The organism is Streptomyces sp. NEAU-sy36, assembly GCF_013423905.1.
GTDB classification, from domain to species: Bacteria; Actinomycetota; Actinomycetes; order Streptomycetales; family Streptomycetaceae; genus Streptomyces; species Streptomyces misionensis.
This window is the reverse complement of the sequence record NZ_CP058977.1, coordinates 4,167,522-4,190,310: the sequence shown is the minus strand read 5'-3', so window position 1 is coordinate 4,190,310 and position 22,789 is coordinate 4,167,522. Positions and strand designations below refer to the sequence as shown.

The window sequence follows — 22,789 nt, the reverse complement described above, 5'->3', positions numbered from 1 at the left end:
CGGGACTCGTCGGTGGTGCAGATCAGGGACGAGCAGGGCTTACTTCGAGAGCTGGGCGAGGGTCGCGGACACCCCGGTGAGCTGGGCGGCCACCAGCTGAGCCCATTCGTCGTCGGGGCAGCGGGCCAGGTGCGGGGCGAGCGTGCCCGTGATCATCCGAGTCAGGCGGCCGAGGACCTGAGCGAGCTGCTTCTTCTCGTACTCGATCCAGTCCGCGGGGTCGTCGGAGAACATGTAGCCGTCCTTGCGCCGCCAGATGACAGGAGTGAGGTTCTCCGCGGCTCCGACGTCGCGAAGGTGCCGCATGCCGCGCTGGACCTGGGACTTCTTCAAGCGGGTCGCGGCAACGAGCTGGACGGTGTGCAGGCCGGCCGGTCGTGCTTCCATCAGCGCGACACGGACCAGGTCACCGTAGTGCTCCGACAGCGGCTGGGCCGGGCGACGAGGGCTGCGTGCCATGGCCTACTCACCTCGGAGGAGCTGCGCGAGCTGCTCGTCGAGTGTGAACTCACCGTTGTCGATGGCTCCTTCGAGCCAGTCGGCCGCGGCGCGGACCCGTCCGATCTGCCGCCTCACGGTCTCGCGTTCGTCGTCGGTGAACTCCTGGCCCCGCATCCGGGGCACCAGCCGGCCCAGCGTGGCCACGAAGCCGTGGCAGGTGCCCACCAGGTCGAGGTACTCGATGGTGTGCTCGATCTTGCGAACGGCCGGGGTGGTCTCCCGGATCCGTTCCCTGGTCTCCTCGGAGTTGTCGAACTGGGCACGGTTGACCAGCATCCGCGCGGTGTCGTCCCGCATCACCGTGCGGGCCACCGCCGGCCTGCGCAGCATGTCCGCGGTCACCTTCTGGGCGACGGTGTCGTCCCTGGTCAGCTCGGTGACGACACGCATCCGGTCGGCCGGTGTGACGTGCTCGGTGACCTCCGGCCGCTTGAACAGGTCGGCGGCGTCCTGGGCGGCGACCTCGTCGTCCCGGGTCAGGTCGGCGACGGCCTGGACCTTCTCGTCGACTGTCACAGGACGCTCGACCCGCTGGCCGACGACCCGCTTCGCGCCGTCCGGCGTCCACTGACGGGCCCCGGTGCGCGGGTTGAACGGGGCGTCCTCGATCGCCGCCCACCGCTCGGCCGGGTCCACGACCGACGCGAGGATGCGGTGAACGGTGAACGACACCCCTTCCTGGCGCTTGCCCGCCGGCCAGCGGTTGGCCGTCCACCTCCAGTCCTCCACGGTCCGGCGTTCCACCCCGAGGTCGTCCGCGAACATCTGCAACGACTCCGTCACGGTGAACAGGTCGTCCGTGCCATTCGGCATCGACCCGCCCACCGACCTCATCGGCTCAATCTCCAACGCCATGTCTCCGAGGGCGAATTGCGCCTTCGTGACCTGCGCGATCAGTTCCTTGGCCTGCATGACGATCTGTTCGTAACGCTGCCGGGTGACATTCCCGATCCGGTCGGCCATGATGACCACCGCCCTTGCCCCGGACCCGGCCCGGCCACTGACGTGACCAGTCAACGACGCACCGACTCCGGTCACCGTCCACGGTGGCGCGGGCGCGACACGCGGAGGCAGAGCGCGAAGCAGGGGCGCTCGAAGCACCTCTGACCGCCGCCAACGCGCCTGCAAAACAAGCAGTGTTGGTGGTGAAGACGATGCGTTCGCCTACGGCGTTTCGGTAACACCGTTCCGCGACGCCTGCCGCAAGCGGCAGGCCCGCACTCGGCAGCGGTCCGAGCAGTACACCGCCGACCTCGCCCGCTCTACTCCCAACGTCCACGACCGGCCGCACACTGGGCACTCCGCTTGCTCGCCCTGTTGCATCGCGATCACCGCCTGCCGGGTCCGTCGCCGCCTTCGCCACCGCCGTGACCTGCACCGGCCCGAGCAGAACTCCGCTGCCGCCGCCATCGACGCTGGCAGCGGGTTACCGCATTCCCGGCAGTACCGCCGGACCGTCCCGCCAGCCGCCACAACCCAGATCATCCAGCCGTACGCGCCTCACGACCAGCGTTCAAAAACACTCACTCATGAGCGGGTGTCAGTCAAGCCAGTCGTTCGGGATCAGTGCCTTGCGCTGGCCGTCGAGCGGCCGCCAGTTCTCGACGATGGCGTCCTGGAACCAGGGCTCTTCGGTGAGGTTGGCGTGGTCGCACACGATGATCTGCAGAGCGCCTTCGTTGAGGTCGGTTACGTCTTTGAGGAGTTCGAAGTAGGCGGTGACGGTGTTCCAGTCGGCGTCCTGGACGGTGGTGGCGTCCTTGATCTTGGCAGGGAAGAAGGCCTGGGTCGGCTGGTCGAGCATGAGGAAGCCGGGGACGGGCCGGCGGTGGAGCCGGAAGTAGGTGTGCAGAGCGAGATGGGCGACCATGTGGTAGCCGATCCAGTTCTTGGCGCTGCCGATGCGATTGAGTGGGAGGCGTCCTTGGGGGCGTCGTACGACAACGTTGAGCTGGCTGAGGCTGATAGCGACTTCGTCCGCGGAGGCAGCCTGGCCCAGGTCCAGGCGCCGGGCCCAGTCGGTCATGTTGACGGCGATGTCGGCGAGCCGTCGTTCCGTCTCGGCTGCAACGTCGTCCTCGTCGATCAGGGCTTGAAGGGTAGCGACATTCTCCTGGGCCAGGACCAGGTTGTTGTGCAGTTCGCCGATGTCGCCGACGGGTGATCCGGTGCCGGCGGTGAGAGCTTGGTCGATGCGGCCCTGGATGCGGGCGATGCGCACATGCTGGTCCTGGAGGTTGCGCATGCGTTCGTCGCTGACGGTCAGTTCCCGCAGTTGTGCCCCGTTGACCTTGAGGCGTTCGACGACGGCTGCCCGTTCGGCTTGGAGGGATCTACGGTGCTCGTCGCGGATCGGCTGGATGCCCTGGGCTTGGTCGAGTTCTTCCGCAAGCTGCGCGGTGAGTGTGGTGATCTCGGCGGCAGAGGCGTCCGGTTCCTCCAACGGGCGGGTGCACATCGGGCAGAGCGCAGTGTCGTAGTCGCGTTCGGGTCCCAGGAGGTTGATGGTCTGCAGGCGGCCGAGCTGCAGGTGGAGTTCGCCGGTGAAGGCCTCTCCCTGCTTTTGCCAGCGGTCCACGAGGGCGAGTGCCTCGTCGAGCTGCTGCAGTTGCTCGCGCAGTTGCCGTCGCTCGTCACTCAGGCTCTGACGACGGTCTGTGAGATCCACCGGGCCCACGGTGGAGACCGTGACGGTGAGCGCCTGCTCCAGGAGAGTGCGAATCTCCTCGGGGCCGGGGGCCGGGGGGACTTCCTGAAGGAGTCCTTCGCTCTGCGCGAGACGGAGCAGGGCGACACCACTGGCGTCCACGGCGTCGCGGTGGCGCTGGGCGTCGTCGAGCTTGCGCTGGGCGGCGCGCTGGGCGCGCTGGGCCTCGTTGAGGTGGTGGCGGCGCAGGGCCTGTTCAGGGCCGGCGGCTCCGAGGAAGTAGGGCAGGGTGTCCTTGAGGGTCTGGGCGATGCCGTTCTCGGTCTGTCGGTGGAAGAGGGCCTTTTTGTCGGCGATCTCGTTCTGGTTCTGGAAGCACAGCAGGGCCGCCTGGGCGATGGAGACGTCGAATGCCTGGCGGGCGGCGCCGGTCGGTGGCTGGAAGCGGAAGTCCTCGATGCCCAGGCGGGCGCTGAGCTGGCTGCGCAGTGCGGCGACGTTCGAGTTCGGGGTCAGTTCGTCGGCTCGGGGCAGGTCGAGGGTGTCGCCGCCGGTACGGATCATGGCCTGGGTGGTCGAGGCACCTGCAGGGCGGGGCCGGGCCAGGAGCATGCGGCTGTCGCGGAAGGCGACCAGGAGGGCGTACCAGCCGACGGTCCGGTCGATGGGTTCGTCCGGCAGGTTGGGGGTGCTGCGGCCCAGGCAGTAGTCGACGATGTCGAGGATCTCGGACTTTCCGGTTTCGGACTCGCCGGTGAGGATGTTGAGCGCCCCGGGACGAAACCGCACGACCCTGGGGGCGGGCCGGCCGTCTCGGTGGTAGAGGGCCAGGGCGAGTAGCTGCATGGTGGTTCGTAGGCTCCTTGGGCAGAGGTGGTCAGGGGCGGACGCCGAGGAGGTTGAAAGCGAGGGCGGGCTCGACGACGGCGAGCCAGCGGCCGACGAGGCCGGCACGGCGGGCGCAGTCCGCGACTTCCTCGTTCGGGGCTTGCGAGGCGGCCTTTGGCGTGCGGGGACAGTGCAGCCCTGCCGCGGTGACCTCGATGGCGTGGTGGCGTACAGCGGTGCGCAGGCTGGCGCGGGTGTAGTCGGTCAGGGCGGCGGCCCGCGGGGCGAATGCAGCCTGGTGCTGGGGGTGTTCGGTAAGCCAGGCGGACATCGAGTAGACGGCCTGGGTGGGCAGGTCCTTGCGGGTGTCGGTTGGCAGCACCAGGGGCAGCACCAGGAAGGCGCTGGGCCAGGGCAAGGGGCGGTTGGCCTTCTTGGTCGCGGCGTGGACGCTGGTCGCCAGGAGGTAGGCGCCGAAGGCGGCGTTGAGCAGAGCCCGGGCTTCGGGAACGCGGTGGTTGGTCATGGTCACTGGCCTGGCTGCTCGTTGTGGTTCTTGCACAGGTCGGGATAGTCGGGGTGCCAGCCGACCGATTCACCCTCCTCGGCGTGGGTTCGGCTGGCGAGGCTGTGGAGGGTGCCGCGTCCGATCCAGCTCTCGGTGGTGCTGCCGGGGCGGGCGGGGATAACGGCAGCCTTGTCCATGGAGTCGTCCAGGACGCGTTTGCCGACGGCCTTGCGTTCGGCGGCGGGGGTGTCGTCCTCGACCTCGTCCGTGTGGCGGGTGAAGACGTGGTCCCACTCGTCCCACAGAAGCCTCTCGTAGTCGCCGAGGGCTTGTTCGGTGATCGTGAAGTCGCGCAGCCATGCGGAGCGCTGGGCACGGGCGTAGTGGTAGTCGCGCAGGTTGCTGGCGATGGTGCGGTCCTTCAGGCCGATCCACCGCATCTGGGCAACCACCAGGTCGTTGCTATAGGCGGCGATCTCGGCTTCGGTAAGGCGCCGCAGCGTCTCGGTGATGGGCAGGTTCTTCCCTGTGAACCGGTCGAGGGTCTCCTCCAGTCGGCACTGCAGTTCCTGGGCGGTCACCGAGGCCCGGCTCCGGTTCCGGTCCAGCAACTCCACGGCCATGCCGTACCACCACCCCTTGATGTCGTCGAGGATGGCGCGGGCGTGCTGGCCAGGCCTGATCCCCAGTGCGCGGGCCAGCTTAGAGTCGAGGTCTGACATCACCGGCGACGCGTCGTTGATCTCTATGGCGGAGACGAGCCGGTAGCGCTGTGCGGGGGTGAGGTCGGTGAATTTCTTCCGGTCGACCGCAGTGTTGCCGGGCTCGGCCGCCTGCGCGACCTTTTCCATGCCGGCCAGGGCGTCGTCCACGGATCGCCCGGTGCCGGGGCGGAGCTGGTGGAGGAATGTGCCTTGGGCTGCGACCTGGGTGGTGACCAGGCGCAGCAGCGGCATGGTCCCGCCGGTCAGACAGCCCAGCGCGGTCAAGGCGTCGATCCAGGAGGCGACCGAGCGCCAGAAGTCCTTGCCCGTCTCGCTCAGACGCCCGGCACGCTCACGGTGCTTGGACTGCAGCAGTACGAACGGATCAGGGCTCTGCTGGTACAGGAACTCGATGTCATCGAGGACTTCCATGCGGACTTCGACGGTGATGTCGTCCCAGCTGCGCTCGGCGAGTTCCAGCAGGGCCAGTTCGCACTGGTAGAGGTATCCGGTCATCTGGCCTGCCGCCGAATGCGACCCTGCTTGCGCCACGTTCCCCACTTGCGGTCGGACCTGTATCGACGGCGGCCGGCTTGCCGGCTGTGACGACCGCGCGAATACGGTGCGCAGGCGTCAGCGAATTAGCACGAACCGGGCCCCCGCTCCCCTGTCGGCGTAACCTAGCACCTCTTACACAGGTACCCAACGTGCGCCCGCGTGCCTCGATCCTGTCAAACCTCTCGGCCTTGCTGGGGTTTCCTCGCCGGACTGGCTGACTGCCGAAGCCCGCTTCGCCCGCGTTCTCGGGGTGTCCGTCAGTCGCAGCACGGTGCTCCGACTGGTCGACGCCCTTCCCGAAGCCGAGGCGGCCGCGCCGCGGGTGATCGGTGTCGACGAGCACGCCACGCGCAAGGGTCGCCACTACGGCACCGTCCTCGTCGACATCGGGACCCGCCGCCCCGTCGACCTGCTGCCGGACAAGGAGGCATCCAGCCTGCCGGCCTGGCTCGTCTGCCTCGCTCGACGCCGGGCCGACGTCCTCTTCGCCATGCTCCGCGACGGCACCTTCTACGAACCCCAGCCAGCCACGCCAGACGGCGTCCAGGAGGAAGTGTCGTCCCCAGCCGGAAGGTGAACAGCCACCTCCTAGTTGGCGATCCGCCCCGCCAGCGCCCTCGACCTCACGCCATGAACGTTGTGCCGGTCAGGGTCAGCACCGGCTTCCAGAAGCAGCCGAATCGTCCCGCCTTCGCCCCGCGAACAGAACACCGCCCCCCACAACGGCGTATTGCCATGACGGTCCACGACATCGACCGCACCGCACCGCAGCCAGCAGGATTTCGACGGCAGCGGGCACCTGCGCCTGAGCAGCAAAATGCCGCGGAGTCCAACCCCCGGCATCGACAGCCCCCGGGTCGGCGACCTCAGCCAACAGCACCCTCAGGCCGTCCACATCTCCGCCCCCAGCCGCATAGTGCACCGCGGCCCGCCCAACCGATCCTGATCTGTCACGCCGACCATCCTCACCCGGCTTGACGAAAGAGATAGGGCCCCCGCCACCCGACCCGACGGCGGCGACGAACCACCCCTTTGTGCAGCACCCGTCCGCTGACGTTGCCGTCGACTACTGCCGTCAGACACCCCGAGGGCCCACGGAACTCCTCCGACGGGGCCTTACCTTTCGTGATCTCCCTGCGGCAGCTTCTACGAAGGCAGCGCCAAGAATTCGCCGATCAGTCGCAGCAAATCATCAATCAGTTGCTCTTCTAGATCGGATGGAACCTGATCGAGAGAAAGCCCGCCTTCGAGCACTTCCGGCATCCGCACAGATGCCACGAGGTACGCCCAATGAAGATTCGACTCACCCCCGCGAATTCGTTCGGCAAGCCAGCGCTGGAACCCCTTCAAAGGCTTGCCGTCCAATGCGACATTGAACCCCTCAATGAAGGAAACAGCCGTTGAGTACCTGTCATTAGGGAGGTACATCCTGCGCCGATTCTGCAGATGATCACAGAGTTGTTTCAGATTCACTCGATCACCCTTCAGGGATTATATGGACTGAAGGAGAGGTAATCGCCATACTGCCACTGGGCCCGATATTGATCCATAGGCAGTCCATCTGGCCCAGTGAATGCGTCGTAAGCCGTCCCATCTTTGATTACGACATAATGCTCAGTCCATGAGCCATTCGGGTCATTCGTTGAGGGGCCGAGGCCAGGAGCCCCCTCACTATCCTTAACACGGTGGATCTGCCCGCCGATCCTGTCCTGGATCTTCTGCGCACACTCCTTGCAGTTATCCATGGTGGGCTTTGGCCAGCCATTGGGGCTGACTTCATCACAACTCAGAGAGTTATGCACGAGCACTGGGGTGTTGCCAGCGAGTACATAGTACGTGTGGAGGCCAGCGATGGTGAGGTCATACGTGGTGGCGGTGCTGTGGTAGTTGCGGACCTTGATGATCGTGGCGTAGGTGCCGTCGGATTCGCGGAGGCGTGTGCCCGGGGTGAGGCGGGAGGCGTCAACCCACTTGCCTGTGGTGGCGTTCCAGAAGGGGTGGTGCCAGGTGGTGGTGAGTGTCGCGCTGGTGGTCTTGGTCTGGTTCTTGCCGGCCTTGGTCGCCGCCCGGATGGTCAGGCTGGTGAATTCGCGGTCTGTTGTGGTCTTGATGACGCGTTCGACGGTGCGGGCTGCGGTGGTCCCGGTTTGGGGGTCAGTGGCTTCGACCTTGTCTCCGGCCTTGATGTTTTTGATGGGCTCGCTGTGGCCGTCTGTTTTCAGGACTGGCGTGGAGCCGATGAAACTGTGGAGAGCCCCTTTCTCACACGTTTCGCCTGCTCTCGCGGCAATAGACGCCCCATCGTCTTCTGCTGCTTCCAGTGCCGCAACTTCGAGTTCGTCCTCCCCTCCAGTGAAGACGAATGCAGCAGCGAGAACTCCTGCTTTGACGCATCCGCTGAGGCTGGGGTTCGTCGCGCATCCGACGACGTCCTTCGCGCCCGAGTAGTCGTAGAGGACCTTGCCGGCCTCCTTGAGATAGGTCTTCCAACTGCTGCCGGACGACTTCTTCTTGGCGGGCGCCTTGGGCTTCGGCTTCGGATGCGTCACTTGGTAGTAGTAGGCGTCCCAGTCCCGGTTGTAGTCACTCAGGTAGTTCTTGTACTTCCTTGTGGATTTTCCGTGACTGTCGGTGAATCCCTCGTCGTGCATCCAGTCCTGGAGAACATGCGCGTTCCCGAAGGACCCGAACTGCGGGTCGACGAGCATCTGGCCGGTGGGGTCGGAGTTGGTGACGGGGTCGTTGCCGGAGTAGTCGTAGCCGCCGAGCTGGGCGGGGTCGGCGGTCTCCAGGACCGGGTCGGCGGAGATGAAACGGCCTGTGGTGGCGTCGTATTCGCGGGCGCCGAGGTTCTCCAGGCCGGTTGAGGTGTCGGGGGTGCCGCCGATATAGCCGTTGTCTCCGCCGGGCCAGGTCTTGGGCGGGGTGCCGCGGTCCTGGCCGAAGGGCAGGTAGGCGCGGCGGGTGACGGCGTAGGTCTGGTAGTCGATGGCGAGGGTGTCGGTGCCTTGCCGGTCGGGGATGAGGTATTGGATGTCGCCGTTGCTGGAGTGTTCGGCGACGGTGGTGCCGCCCAGGGTGATGTAGCGGGTGCCGGTGATGGCCTGGGTGGAGGTGTTCTCGACGATCTGGTCGCCGTCGACGAAGAGGGTGGCTTGTCCGGGGTCGGTGCGCAGGACGAGGTTGCCGTCGGTGTCGTAGAGGTAGTTGGTGGTGCCGCCGGTGGCGGTGTCGGAGACGGACGCGAGGTTGCCCTTGTCGTCCCAGGTCATGGACTGGGTGCCGGCCTGGCTGGTGACGGTTGACTCGTTGCCGGAGTTGTCGTAGGTCAGGCTTTCCGTCTGGGCTGTGGCGCCGGGTCCGGTCGCGGTGGTGCTGGTCAGGGTGTGCGGCTGGTCGGAGTCCGAGCCCTGGTCGGGGTAGTTGTAGGTGGTGGTGGTGTCGTCGGCAGTGTTGCCGCCGGTGTCGTGATCGGTCTGGGTCTTGCGGTCGCCGGCCGCGTCGTAGGTCCAGGACTGCCAGTAGGGCTGGGGGCCGCCGACGGTGGAGCTGTCTCCCGGGCTCGGGACCTGGGAGCACTGGTCGGTGGCGGTCCAGGCTTGGGCGAGGCGGGTGGCGTAGTCGTAGGTGTAGCACTGGGTGTCGGTGGTCGTGCCGTCGTCCTGCTTGTCCGTGGCGGAGGTGACCAGTCCAGCGCCGGCCGAGACACGGCCGGTGGTGGGGTCGCTGCTGCCGTAGGAGTAGCTGGTGTCGTCGATCACCGTGGGGGAGGCGGCGTCGGTGGTTTTGGCGTCGGTGAGCCGCTGGGTCTGTTCGTCGTAGTGCAGGGTGAGGTAGACGGCGTTGTCTCCGCCGCCCATGGTGTACTGCAGCGGTTTGCCGAAGTTGTCGTAGCCGACCGCTGCCACGTAGGACCAGTCGGTACCGGCGCCGGTGTTGCCCGAGGCGCTGGTCGGGTCGCCGTACTTGTCGTGGCCGTAGGTCACGTTCTCGGCGGCGAGTGAGCCGATGGCGGGGTAGGTCTGGGAGGATTGCAGGCCTGCGACGGGGGTGTAGCCCGTGGTGGAGACGTATCCGCCGGAGGGTTCCAGGGCCGCTTCGTCGGCGGGCAGGTTGGCAAGGGTTTCGCGTTGGCTGCCGGGCAGGCCCAAGAGGTTGTAGCTGAGGATGGTGTCGGTGACCGAGGGGCTGGTGGTGCCCTTCTGGTACGACGTGGACGATGTCGGCATGCCCTTTTTCAGGGTGTCGTACGTCCATGCAGCGGTCTGGTTGCCTGCAGCGGGTGTGACGCCGCCTGTGGTGTCGTAGGTGGCCTTCTTCCGGCCGTCGGCGTCGTACTGGTAGGTGATCTGCTTGCCGCGGGCGTCGGTCCGGGTGAGCAGCTGGCCGGCGTTGTCGTAGGTGGAGGTGGTGGTTCCGGTGTCCGGGTCTATGGCCTTGATCTGGTTGCCGAGCAGGTCGTATTTCCAGGACCAGGAGTTGCCCGCGGCGTCCTTCTCGCCGGTCTGGTTGCCGCTCGGGTCGTAGCTGTAGGTCGTGTCCGTGTAGTCGGCGGTGTTCTTGTCCGTGGGGTCCGGGGTGACGCCCGTGTGGTACTGGCGCAGGTCGGTGGTGTTGCCGCGGGCGTCTGTGAAGGTGGACTGGGCGGTGGCGCCCTTGGGCGGGACGGTTGTGGTGACGTTGCCGCCGTAGCTGGTGGTGGTGCGCCAGGTCTCGTTGCCGCGCGCGTAGGAGATGGCTGCCGTCTGGCGGCCGGCTCCGTCGTAGAGGTAGCCGGTCTCGGACGGTACGTCTCCGGACTGGGCGAAGACCGGAGTCGGAGAGAGCGCAAGTTTCGCGTAGTAGGGGTCGCTGGTCTTCGCTTTGAGGCCGTCGGTGTTGTAGACGGTGTCGGTGATGTCCACCCCGCCGTCCATGGTGGCCGACTGGGTCTCGAACTCCCGCAGCATCGCGTCGTAGATCGTTTCGCTGCTGCGGTAGGACTGGTCGTCGTTGAGTGTCTGTGTCGTCACCACGGAGGGTGCGCTGTTCGAGACGGTGTAGCTGTACTTGTCGTAGGCGAGTGTGATGCCCGGTTTGAAGTCGGCAGTGGTGCGACCGAGGGTGTCGTACTGGTGTTTGGTGATGTAGCCGGCCGGGTCGGTGGTCTGCAGTGCCAGGCCGCGGGCCGGGTCGTAGCTGGTTGTGGTGGCCAGGCTCATCGGGTCGGTCGTCTTGACCTGGGTGGGTGCGGCGCCTGTGGCGGGGGTGTACGCGGTGGTGGTCGTGCGGTTGTCCGCATCGGTCATGCTCAGCGCCCGGCCGTACTCGTCGACCTTCGTGACCGTCGACATGGTGGTGAAGGTGGGGGTGCTGCCGGTGTACGAGGACGCGTTCTGCGTCATCGTGACATCCCCTGTCGACGGTGGCGCGCCGAAGGTGGTGGAGCCGTCGTAGAAGGTGCGGGTGTCGGAGACCACGTCGTCGGGGACGATGGGAGTGGTGTCACAGTCGGTCGAGACGGTGACGTTCTCGTCCGGCTTGTCGAGGATCCAGGCGCTGGTGTTGTCGTCGTAGGTGACGGTGGCGCACTGATCGTCGTCGGCGGTGGAGACGTCGCCGAGGTCGTCGGTCTTGGTGATGCGGCCCTGGTCGTCGTGCTTGTAGTCGGTCTCGGTCTCGCGGGTGGAGCCGTCGGCCAGCGGGGTGTAGACCCGTTCTCTGCTTTGGCCGGTGAGGAAAGCCTGGTTATCGGGGAGGCTGTCGCCAAGTTTCTGGGTGGCCTGTGCGGTGGAGGTCCACGGGTCTGTGATGGTGTCGGTGACGACCTTGCCGGTGTCGGCCCCGTTGTACTGGACGGCTTCGTACAGTGTGCCCGCGTATTGGTTCAGGTCCTTGACAGCGGGATCGCCGCGGCTGTCGGTGACGGTGGCCGAGCGGGTGGCCCCGCTGGGGAGTGTGTCGCCGTCCAGGCCGCGGAAGTAGGTGTAGTCGGTTTCGGTGACCGGGTCGGGTGCGGTGCCGACGGTCACCTTCATGCCTTCGAAGCCGCGGAACTGATTCCAGGTGCGCTGCTTGTCCGGTGTGAGCGGGTTGTCGTCATAGTGCCAGGCAGGTGTCCCGACAGGGGTGTAGTGCGTGGCGATGGTGTCGTTAACGCCGAGCGTGACACCGTCGGCGTTCTTGAGGGCGGGGTCTTCCTGGGTGACGCCGGTGACGATGTACTTGTTGAAGTAGTCCTTGATCGGGTCGGTCTGCCCGGTGGGGATCCAGTAGGCCGGATAGCACAGTTTTGTGTTGGTGCTGTCGTCGCTGGGCGTGCTGGTGCCGCAGGCCGCCGAGGAGTAGGCGACGTCGATCTTCTCGCCGGTTTCGGTGATGACGGTGTTCAGCCGCTGCCGGGTGATGGGCGGATAGCCGTCGGTTACGTCGACGCGGTTGGACAGCGGCGTGCCGGTGAGGGTGACGGGTGGCATGCTCACCGGTGTGGTGGGCCCGCCGCCGCCGGTGTCCTGGCCGGTGCGGGTGATCGATGACAGCCACAGTGCGGGGGTGGTGGCGTCTCCGGTCGCGGGGAAGGTGTGGGCCAGGGCGTAGGAGTCGACGTTCGTTTCCGTGGTCCCGACCAGTACCTGGGTTTGGATGCCGGTGAGTTCCTCCTCCGACCAGAAGGTTGGTGCGGTGACGGAGCAGGAGGCGTTCTGTGCGCAGTAGAGGTCGTAGGGAACGTCCGGCCAGTTGCTTGCCGTCGAGGTTGTCAGGGTGGAGGTGTCGCAGCCCGTGGTGGAGGTGTTGCAGCGCCCCTTCACTGTGAACAGAACCTGGGCGGCGGGTGAGGTGGTGTAGACCGTGCCGTCCTGCTGGCCGTAGGTGATCTTGGTCAGGTAGCCGTCGCGGGTGTAGGGGGTGTTGGCCGTGGTTCCGTTGTCGCGCGCGTAGTAGGCCGTGTCCTTGGTGTACCAATAAGACATGGTGTCCTTGTGGGTGTCGACGACGTAGTCGAGGTTCCACCGGTATGCCTGCTGGCACCAGGAGTTGGCGAAGGTGGCGTTGTAGCAGGGCTGTCCCGAGGCGGTGGCGTAGACGGGCTCGGTCCACACCGAGTTGGTGGTCGTGTCTCCGGAGGCGTAGCCGGGCAGTTGGTTGAGCCCGAAGTAGTACTGCGTGCCGTCGTCGGTGGTGACGACCCAGTACTCGCCGTCGTTGTCGTCGTTGGGCCCGCCGGTCTTCAACTGGACGCGTTCGTTTGCATCGTTTTGCGGGTGCCAGGCGCCGGTTGCATCGTCCTTGACCAGGACGGAGGACGCGCCTGCCAGGGACATGGTGAGCGTGTTCTTGTCTGACCAGCAGTTGTCGTTGGTCTTCGTCGTGCCGGCGGGGTTCTGGTCGCAGGACTGGTAGGAGCGCTCGATGAAACCGGGGCTGTAGTCGAAGCCATCGCCGATCACCGAGGCCTGGTTGTTGGTGGAGGAGGTCAGGCCGTCCTGGGACTGGGAGTCGTAGTTCAGGGCGACGGTCGGCTTGAGGCCGCCGGGAACGTTCGGTACGGAGATCGGGTAGGACCAGGTGAAGGCGTCCGCGCTGCCGCCTGCCTGCCACTGGCTGGAGGGGTTGAGGGAGGTGGCGGAGAAGTCGCCGCCGCCGCCGCTGGTGGAGGAGACGGCGGCGATCAGCGTGGTCGCCTGTTGTGCTGTGGCGGCCGCGCCGTTCGCCGCCGTGAGGGTGACATCGGCGGTGAGCTTGTGTGTTCTGGCGTTGTCGCTGGAGTGGAGCGGCGTCTGCTTGCGGCAGGTCGGCTTCGTGGGTGTGGTCAGTGCGCAGGCGAGAAGCGACACGAAGTGAAGGCGGGAGGCCCAGTCACCGCCGAAGGCGTCGGTGAAGGCGCTGTAGTCCAGCGTCAGCGCGGTTTGGGCCTTCTGCGTGGTGTCCTTGGGGTGGCTCAGTTCGAGGAGAACGCCGTTGATGCCGACGGCCTTTGCCGCGGCCCGGGATCCGAGGCGGACATCGACGCTTGAGGGGGCCGGAACTCGGGCCTGCTGTCCGGACGTGGATTTCTCGGTTCGGGTGTGGTGGGTGGCAGGCCCAAGCCAGACGGGCAGCGAGCCGGCGCGCACGGATGACCGCTCACTCGCCTTGTCGCCGTGTGAGGGTGATGCCTTGTCCTGCGGTTTGTCACCGGCCGTCGGCAGCGTGACCGTGGCGGAGCCGGATGGCCACGAGACGGTTCCCGGATGGAACGCCGGCATCTTCTTGGGGTGCGGGTAGTGGGAACGCACCGGGTGGACCGGCACAGGCTTGCTGCGTTGCGGTGTTGGCGGCTTATGTGCTGCCGCGGCAGCAGGTGTCGCGACGGCTTGCAGCAAGCCGGCGCACAGGGCAAGGGCAGTGAAGAGGGCGACCCAGGCACGCGGCAGTGCGTGCCTGAAGGTCCCGGCTATGAGCACGCTGGGTCTTCCGGATTTGCGCACACGCCCGTCCCGTCTCACGTGACTGCCTCTCACTCTTCGTCGCGATCATGCAACCGGAACAGTAAGTACCAGTCACAAGTGCGCACTTGCTGATCACAAAGAAGGACTGACCAACTATTTGCCTGCACATGGCATGCACATTTTGGTCACATGATGCGGAACTATCTCCTCTCGTCCATGGCCCCTCTGGCTTGCGTGCCCGCGTGCTTCTAGCGTCGACGCGGCCCGGTGATCACCGGCCCGTGAACCACAGGAGATGCCGTGACTTTCTGGCACGCAGGCCACCGCAGACATGGAAGACCTCGTCCAGCGCCTATCCCGAGGGCCGCCGTTGTGGGCGGCGTGCTCGCCCTGGCCCTCGCCGCCTCGACGGCACCCGCGATCGCCGCCGTGCCGCCAGCTCTTTCCGGGACCACGGCGAACTACTCCTCCGGTCAGCCCGCGCCAGTCACCAGTCAGCCGCCGGCTTCCCCCGACACTCCTGTCCTGTCCGACGGTTACGGCCCGACAGGCGATGAGCAGCAGGCCATGCAGGCCGCGGCCAAACAGGCGCAGTCCTCAGGCAAGCCGGTCTTGGTGATGGCGCTGACCACACCCGTGCAGCAGGTCACGGCCCAGCCGGACGGAGGCTTTGCTCTCACCACCACTCCCGAGCCCGTCCGCACTCGGCAAAGCGGCCGCTGGGTCGCAGTGAACACCGGTCTGCGCAAGACGCCTTCGGGGTCGTGGAGTCCAGCGGCGACCGCGTACGGCAGCGTGTCGTTCTCCGGTGGCGGCACCACTACCCTGGCCGCCAGCCGTTATCACGGCGTCGCCATGACCGTGAAGTGGCCCGCCCCGCTCCCGGCGCCCGTCATCGACGGTACGACGGCCACCTATCGCTCGGTCTTCCCGTCCGTTGACCTCGTGGTCGCCGCCACCACAAGCGGTGGATTCACCGACACCCTGGTCGTCAAGTCCGGTGCGGCCGCGAAGAATCCTGCCGTACGCAATCTCACGCTCAAGGCATCGGTGAACGGTGGCCGGCTCACAGCCGCCGGCAGTTCGGGCCTGGCCGTGCGTGACCGGCAGGGCCGGGAGCTCATGACGGCCGCCACTCCACAGATGTGGGACTCCAACACCAAGTTGCCCGCTCCCCGCAAGGCGGTCTCCGCAAAGGTCGCGGCAGACCCGTCCGACACCTCTCACCCGGGCCTGGCGGCGCGCGTCGCACCCGTGCACACGAGCACCACGTCGTCCGCCCTGCTGCTCAAGCCGGATACCCGCCTGCTGTCGTCGCGTTCGACCGTCTACCCCGTCTACATCGACCCCACGTTCAACTGGCACCCCTACGATCCGGCGGCGCCCGCGTTCGACGAGGTCAAGCAGGGCTGCCCGAGCGGCACGTTCTACAACGACTCCGGCACCGACGCGGACGGCGGACGCCTCGGCGTCGGCTACAACGCCTGGCCGGAGGGCACCTGCGGCACGGGTGACGAGCACGCCATCTACCAGTGGAAGCTGTCGTCGACCATCTTCGGGGCCACGATCAACAGCGCCACCGTCGAGGCCACCGAGGTCTACTCCGCCTCCTGCTCGGGCGACTACACCGTCAACCTGCACGCCTCCGGCGGAATCGGCTCGGGCACAGACTGGAACAACCGCCCCAAGTACAACAGCTACTCCACCTCCGCCGCCTTCGGGCGCGCCTGGAACCCCAGCCTGTGCCCGTCGCAGGGCAACGTGTCCAAGGGCCTGAGCGTACTCAGCCCGATCAAGAGCGCCGCCTCCGGACACTCCACCTCGTTCACCGCGACACTGGCCGAGGACAGCGCCGAGTCCAGCCACCTCAGCGGCGGCTTCTCCCGCTTCTCCCACAACCCCGCGCTCCAGATCGAGTACGACACCACCCCCGCCGTCCCCAGCGCCTCCGGCATGTCCGCCGCCTCCGGATCCAACATCGCCGCATGCGACACCACCGCCCCCTACCCGTACATGGGCAAGACCCTGGCGAGCGCCCCGCCCGTTCTGCGGGCCAAGGTGTCCGACAAGGACGGCGACAAACTGCAGGCCACCTTCCAGTACTGGATCGACGGGTCCAGCACCAAGGCCACCGGCAAAAGCGGCGACAACCTCTCCAGCGGCTCCACCGCCTCCTTCAGCCTCCCGGCGTCCTTCGTCAGCTCACTGACCGACGGCACCACCGTCGACTGGCAGGCCGAAGTCACCGACGGCCAGACATCCACCACGTTCACCCAGTCCCCCACCTGTCACTTCACCGCCGAACCGACCGCGCCGGACGCACCCACCGTCGCCTCCGCGGACGGCAACTACCCGGACACCGACAACGGCGGCACCGCCGTATCCGCCGCCGGTACAGCAGGTAACTTCACCCTGACCGCCAGCGGGGGCAGCACTCCCACCGAGTTCGTGTACTCCCTCGACGTGCCGCCGGCCACCAGCAACCCCCCGGCCTCCGAGGTCAAGAAGATCACCTCCGGCACGTCCGCCACAGTGACGGTCACTCCGCCCTCCCCCGGCCCCCACACCCTGTGGGTCTACGCGGCTGACGCCGCCGGCGACGACTCCGGCACGACGGGCTACTCGTTCCTGGCCACCGGCAGCAAGGGCGACTACCCGCACGCCGATTGCACCAGCCTGGCCGACTGTTACGACAACGTCGGCATCAGCTCCGACTCCAACCCCGCCCAAGGCGACCTCGACGGCGACGGCAACAGCTTCTCGGCCACCGACATGACCAACGCAGGCTGGACCAGCGGCGGAAAGGTCACCGTCAACGGCGCCACCTTCCAGCTGCCCACCTTCGGCTCAGGCCAGCCCGACAACGTCCTCGCCGCGAATCAGACCATCCCCTTCAGCGCCTCCGGCAACGCGCTGGAGTTCCTGGCCACCTCTGGCTACACCAGCATCGCCACCCCGGGTGCCATCAACGGTGACCAGACCGCGCCTTACACGCCCGCAGGTATGAGGGTCAGCGGCACCTACTGCTTCGACGGCACCGACCCACAAGGCCCCTGCCCGGCCCAGGGCACCGTCAAGTACACCGACGGCTCCGCCGCGACGTACTACCTGACCGTGCCGGCCTGGAGCAACGCCGACACCAGTATCGCCGCCGTCACCCTTCCCCACGTGAACACGGCCACCACCACCAAGACCGCTGCCCACAACATCTACGCCTTCTCGGTCCCCCTCGACCCGTCGAAGACCGTGGCGTCGGTGACCCTGCCCGATGTCAGCGAGCAGGCCGGCAGCCACATCCAGAGCCTGCACATCTTCTCCATGGCCACCCGCGACACCACCCACACCACCCCGCAGACCAACGGCACCGCTGCCGCAGCCCCCTCTGGCCAGTCCTGGACCGGCGCCTGGGCCAACCCCACCGAGGGTCAGTACAACTTCCAGGGCGGCGACTTCTCCAACCAGACCTTCCGCATCGCCCTGAAGCCCTCCCTGTCCGGCAGCACCCTGCGCGTCAAGCTCGACAACGCGCTCGGCACCAGCAAACTGTCCATCGGCCACGCCACCGTCGCCACCGACTCCGGATCAGGCACACCTTCCCCCTTGCCCGCCGGCACCCCGACCACGCTGAAATTCGGCGGCAGCCAGAGCGTGACCGTCCCCGCAGGCGGATCCGTCTACAGCGACCCCCTCCCCTTCTCCGTCACCGCGGGCCACTACCTGCTGGTCTCCTACCAGCTCAGCAACGACGTCCCCTACCTCGTCCAGCACTCCTTCGCCAACAACGCCTACGAGTACCTCACAGCCACCGGAGCCGGCGACAAGACGACCGACACCACCGGCACACCCTTCGCCCAGCAATGGCAGGGCTGGTACACCGACCTCGTCACCAACCTCGACATCACCTCCACCGGCACCCCCACCCAGGCCGTCCTCGGTGACGGCCTCATCGACGCCTTCCAGCCCGACACCCACCCCGTCACCAACGGCAACCGCGTCTCCGACGCCCTCGCCGCAGCCGAGCCCACCACACCCCACCCCTACGGCACCATCGCCGAAGGCATCGAATCCAACAGCCTCATGACCGACAACCCTCAGACCTACCAAGGCAACGCCATCGGCGGCCCGTCAGTCCTCTCCCGCATCGACCGCGACATCCTCGACCAACCAGGCGTCAGCAACGTCACCGTCACCGAGGGCCTCGAAGACCTTCTCTCCGGCGCCAGCAGCGACGACCTCGAAGCCAACGGATACACGACCCTCATCCAGCAGCTCCAGGGCTGGGGCATCACCTCCACCCTCACCTCCCTCACCCCCTGCGCGGGCTACACGGGAGACGGCGCCACACCCAACGACCCCTGCACCACCGACGTCGACACCAACCGCCAAGACGTCAACGCCTGGCTCGACAGCCAGGCCAACCCCTGGGACCCCGGCCTCCCCATCGTCTACTACGCCGACTTCGACAGCGCCGTAGCAGTCACCGACCCAACCACAGGCGAAGAAAAGCTCAACGCGAAAGCCGAAACCACCGACCACGTCAACCTGACCAACGCCGGCTACGCCGCCGAAGCGGACTCGATCCTCTCCCCGCACGACACCTGGGCCCTCGACGACGGCCCCGACTCCACCCAGGCCGCCGACACCGCCCGCACCGACACCCCGTCCACCGTCAACGACTCCAGCGTGGGCACCAGCCCCCTCACCCTGAACGGCACCACCACCTGGACCAGCGACTCCACCCGCGGCCAAGCCCTCACCCTCGACGGCAGCACCGGCAACGCCACCGCCGGCGGCCAGATACTCGACACCACCGGCAGCTACTCCATCTCCGCCTGGGCAAACCTCTCCTCGCTGCCCACCCACAACGCAACCATCGCTTCCCAGGACGGCAACCAGAACAGCCCCTTCTCCCTCGAGTACGACACCACCCACACCGGCACACCTGGCTGGTCCCTGCGCTTCGCCCAGACCGATACCGCCGATCCCACCAACAAGATCGCCTACGCCTCAGGGGCTACCGCAGGCACCTGGACCCACCTAGTCGGCACCTTCGACGCCACCACCGACACCGGCCGCCTCTACGTCAACGGCACCCTCGCCGCAACCATCACCGGCATCACCCCGTGGACATCAACCGGACCCTTCACCATCGGCAGCGCCAAATACAACGGCACCGAAACCGACTACTTCCCTGGCACACTCAGCAACATCCAAGCCTGGAACTACACCCTCAACACCGACCAAATAACAGCCCTCTACGACCAGATCCCCTCATAACCACCAGCCCCTGACAGGCGGGGGCACAACACACAGCGCCCCCGCCACAGCACACATGAACTCACCGAAAGAACCACTCGGTAGCCCCCATCAGCATCGCTCCTTGGCCACGCTCACGGGCTCTGACCATCCAGACGAAAACGAACTGCCCTCGGTACCGTCGAACCTGTCCTGCCCCCAGCCGGGTACCGGCGCACGTGCTCAGTTCACGGACGCCAAAGCACCCGGTGACCCACGACATCATCGATCTCGACGAACGCCACCGGATCGACGATCCGGCCGTCCGTGCCCCCGCCGCAGGACAAGATCGCCCACCGCCGAAATCAGACACCTTCGCGCAGGTACAGGTCGCGCAGCAGCCCGAGCTTGCCGCCATGATGCGTTACCTCTTTCAAAGCGTGCAGGGCGAGTTTCAATACGTCTCATCGCTCCAACCGCCTGGGTCCATGCCTATAGGCGCCAGCAGGCGCTCGTCACCGAGGGCGGCTCCTGACCGTCCTGCACAGTCACCTGCCGGAAGGGCCCCTGGATGCCGCCCTGCATGAGCAGCTCGTCGCCCTGTGCACCAGCGACATGCTGTCCGTGCGGGTGGAAGCCTCCGCCGTCCTCACCCTCGCCGGACACCAGCCGCCCTCCCCACCGGCAACCGCAGCCCATCCGACACTCGCCCACACCATCGCCGCCCAACTCCGCACACAGGAGGGCGCATGAAAGACCCCCGGCGCTATGCGGCCCACCTCGTCGACCACTACCTGGGCGCCCGCATCGACGCCGCCGGCCCTGCTCCCGGACTGCGTGAGGCCGTCATCGACCTCGTGGCCGCAGCCATCCCCGGCCATCTCGAGCCGCTCATGCACACCCAACTGAACCTGCTGACCCACCCCAGCAGCAACCGGTTCCCCGACGCCTACCTCGCTGATCGGGCCACCGCCGAAGACGCCCTGCAAAAGGCCGCGGCAGGCCTGCGTACCGCGCTCGCCCAAGCCGGACACCTCGTCAACGCCCAGGCCTTCGAACGCGGCACGGCCGCACGCCTGCGCGATGACTCCCGCCCGGCCCTGCGCGGCGAACTCGCCCGCATCCCCCGGCCCCTGACACGCCCCAGAGCGCTGCGCTGGTCACTCGATCCTGCCCCTGGTTCAGCGACAGCCACCAGGAGCAACAGCCCTGGCCGCCGCCCGGTCTCGCTTCGGTCGCGGACCTGCGGTCCCTGCCGGAAGCCGCCCGGGCCCTTGCCCTAGTGGACGACGGGCCACACGCGGGCTGGATACAGATCGGACTGATCGAGCGGCAACGCACCCCCGCACGCCGCTACCCCGACCAGCCCGCCCGCCAAGTACTGATCATCGTCGGTCTCGAAGCTGCCGACGACGATCCACCCCCCGGCACGCTGCCCCTCTCCCAGGCCCCCTGGCAACTGTGGACCCGCCCGCTGCAGCGCCTGACACCCGCCCTCACCCAGGCAGGAGCGGCAGCCAAGCACCTCAGCACCACGGACCAGGCCTTCGTGGCCCTCACCGACGCCAGCGCCACGCCCATGGTCGACGCGCCCCCGCGCCGCAGCGGCCCTGGCCTGCCCCCGTACGTCCTTGCACCCGCCGCCAGCGTCGTGGCGGCACTTGGACTCCAACCCACTGGCGGCATCTGCGGGTTCAGTCTCAGCGACGCAGCAGGGGAAGCACTCATCTGCCGCCAGTGGCGAGGCCACCTCGTCCACGACGGAAGCTTTGAACCACTCCTGCCCGTGGTCGCGGGAGCGGACCTGCTCATCCGCCCAGACCTGTTCACCAGCCTGCACGCCACCATCAGCCCCGCCCGCTGCCAGGCAGGTATCAACGTCCGCCACATGACAGCAGACCAGGACGACGACACCTCCGCGACGCTCGCCTCCCTGCCCGCGGTCTGCTTCCACAGCGTTCGGCCGGACGATAGGACACGGTGTTATAGCCCTCTCAATGGGACTGCAGGCCCGTCTCAATCCTTGCTACCTTGCAGGTCAGAGCACTGTTTAGCCGGTTAGATCTCATCTGATCGCATTCTCACTCCTTGCAGGACCGCAGGTCAGAGACCTGCTAGAAGGCCATCAGGCTGCAAGGCAACTGAGACGACATACCCTGCACGCTCCGCCGCGGCGCGGTTGCCGGATCGGGCGGGCTGGCCGTGGGCGGCAACGCCGACATCTACGCCGAGAACGGGTCGATCGCCGCTGGGGTGATCCATGGAGGGGCGCGTATCGACAACCCTCGGGTGCCGGATCCGTCCCAAGGCTGAACGGGCCGGCCACCACAAGCCCACCTGAGATCGGGGCTTCGTTCGAGGAGCTGGCACCGGGAGGGGGTCTGGCCGCGTATGCCCACGACGGTGGCGTCGCGGTCGGCTACGTAGCTCCCGGGGGCAGATCACTCACTACGCCGCTCCGCGGCCGCTGGTGCGCGGCCGGCACCAGGGAGGGGTGCTGCCGCGGCAGGCGGCCACGCACACATCAGCGTCACCGCCGGCGTCTACGCCCACGTCCGACTCCGCCTCCAACTCCAAGCCATCGACACCCTCGGCAACGCCCTCAACCCGACCGACAACGACCCCGACAACCCACCCGCCGCAGCCGTCGTCCGCTGACGTTGCCGTCAGCGTTGCCGTCAAACACCACAGGATCCCCGCCGAAAGATCCCTTCGGCGGGGCTCCCATTTCCTGCGAGACGCAACTCATGGAGGGAGGCCATTAGGTTGCATCTCTTTATGGTTTTTAGATCACGATGTCAAATCCCAGCGCACTCGCATATCGACTTGCCCATCCCTTGGCCGATGTCAGAACGTCTATAGACCTTCCGTTCGACAAGCGAATCGGTCCTTGTTCCAGCTGCCCCCGGATTCGTGACTCCAAGTCAGTGTTACCAATATCACGCGCCAGCACCAGAGCCTGCACGAGGCGAGCTGGATAGTTGGCTACGGGAAGCCAGACATAAAGGTTGCCTCGCTGTACGTCTTCGGATGAAGAAAGCAGCTCACAAAGGTCGGTGCGGTCAGCTACGAACCGAGCCGCTCGACCCAACCCCTCCCGAAGAAACTCCTCCAGCGAGCTGTCCATAGCCTGCGGCCAGGGCATCTCGTTACTTGAACTGCGAATCGGGACGGACATGCGCCCGTACTTCTCCAGAGCCGAGCCGAACTTGGCGTCACCCACGTTCATATGCCAGATCAGCATGCCCGCAGCGTCTTTGGAGATCCACCCGAGGTACGCCAGCCCTTGAGACTCCCAGCGCACCTCACCCCTTCGTGACACTTCAGCCTGGGAAGGGACGGCACCGAGCTCCATGGCCGCGCGCAACACGGCCGGCACGGTCAGCGGCTTAGCCATCCA

At 66.8% G+C, this 22,789-nt stretch carries 12 protein-coding genes and 1 pseudogene; 3 read left to right on the top strand and 10 right to left on the bottom strand.

What is annotated here, in order from left to right:
* Positions 1-39: 39 nt before the first annotated feature.
* The 5 genes from HZZ00_RS19030 to HZZ00_RS19010 form a co-directional block, all read right to left on the bottom strand.
* Positions 40-459 (bottom strand): hypothetical protein, encoded by a 420-nt coding sequence (locus tag HZZ00_RS19030; RefSeq protein ID WP_257585901.1) that lies wholly within the window; start codon positions 457-459, stop codon positions 40-42.
* A gap of 3 nt (positions 460-462) precedes the next feature.
* Positions 463-1,464 (bottom strand): DUF6192 family protein, encoded by a 1,002-nt coding sequence (locus tag HZZ00_RS19025; protein WP_180333315.1) that lies wholly within the window; start codon positions 1,462-1,464, stop codon positions 463-465.
* Between the two features lie 577 nt (positions 1,465-2,041).
* Positions 2,042-3,994, bottom strand: coding sequence for a DUF3732 domain-containing protein (locus HZZ00_RS19020; protein ID WP_180333314.1), 1,953 nt, complete (start codon positions 3,992-3,994; stop codon positions 2,042-2,044).
* 31 nt (positions 3,995-4,025) lie between these two features.
* Entirely contained in the window at positions 4,026-4,502 is a 477-nt protein-coding gene (locus tag HZZ00_RS19015) for a three component ABC system middle component (RefSeq protein ID WP_180333313.1), read from the bottom strand.
* Between the two features lie 2 nt (positions 4,503-4,504).
* Positions 4,505-5,704 (bottom strand): ABC-three component system protein, encoded by a 1,200-nt coding sequence (locus HZZ00_RS19010; RefSeq protein WP_180333312.1) that lies wholly within the window; start codon positions 5,702-5,704, stop codon positions 4,505-4,507.
* Positions 5,705-5,996: 292 nt separating this feature from the next.
* Between HZZ00_RS19010 and HZZ00_RS39100 the strand changes: the two are divergent.
* Positions 5,997-6,164 (top strand): annotated as a pseudogene (locus tag HZZ00_RS39100) (ISL3 family transposase); the annotation flags it as partial.
* A gap of 170 nt (positions 6,165-6,334) precedes the next feature.
* Here the strand turns inward: HZZ00_RS39100 and HZZ00_RS39225 are convergent.
* The 4 genes from HZZ00_RS39225 to HZZ00_RS18990 form a co-directional block, all read right to left on the bottom strand.
* Positions 6,335-6,457 (bottom strand): hypothetical protein, encoded by a 123-nt coding sequence (locus HZZ00_RS39225; protein WP_374028538.1) that lies wholly within the window; start codon positions 6,455-6,457, stop codon positions 6,335-6,337.
* Positions 6,399-6,626 (bottom strand): hypothetical protein, encoded by a 228-nt coding sequence (locus tag HZZ00_RS39220; protein WP_374028554.1) that lies wholly within the window; start codon positions 6,624-6,626, stop codon positions 6,399-6,401. Before HZZ00_RS39220 ends, HZZ00_RS39225 begins: the two co-directional genes overlap by 59 nt.
* Before the next feature lie 266 nt (positions 6,627-6,892).
* Positions 6,893-7,219 carry a hypothetical protein gene (locus tag HZZ00_RS18995; RefSeq protein WP_180333310.1) on the bottom strand — a complete coding sequence of 109 codons (327 nt, stop codon included), beginning with the start codon at positions 7,217-7,219 and terminating at the stop codon, positions 6,893-6,895.
* An 11-nt stretch (positions 7,220-7,230) separates the two neighbouring features.
* A complete protein-coding gene (locus tag HZZ00_RS18990) occupies positions 7,231-14,169 on the bottom strand; it encodes a polymorphic toxin-type HINT domain-containing protein (RefSeq protein ID WP_180333309.1) in 6,939 nt (2,312 codons plus the stop codon).
* Positions 14,170-15,009: 840 nt separating this feature from the next.
* Between HZZ00_RS18990 and HZZ00_RS39095 the strand changes: the two genes are divergently transcribed.
* Together HZZ00_RS39095 and HZZ00_RS18975 are read left to right on the top strand one after the other, a co-directional pair.
* Positions 15,010-19,431 (top strand): LamG-like jellyroll fold domain-containing protein, encoded by a 4,422-nt coding sequence (locus HZZ00_RS39095; protein WP_265537343.1) that lies wholly within the window; start codon positions 15,010-15,012, stop codon positions 19,429-19,431.
* 707 nt (positions 19,432-20,138) lie between these two features.
* A complete protein-coding gene (locus tag HZZ00_RS18975) occupies positions 20,139-20,672 on the top strand; it encodes a hypothetical protein (RefSeq protein WP_180333308.1) in 534 nt (177 codons plus the stop codon).
* A 1,502-nt stretch (positions 20,673-22,174) separates the two neighbouring features.
* Here the strand turns inward: HZZ00_RS18975 and HZZ00_RS18970 are convergent.
* Positions 22,175-22,786: a hypothetical protein gene (locus tag HZZ00_RS18970; protein ID WP_180333307.1), complete on the bottom strand. Its 612-nt coding sequence runs from the start codon at positions 22,784-22,786 to the stop codon at positions 22,175-22,177.
* Between the last annotated feature and the right edge of the window lie 3 nt (positions 22,787-22,789).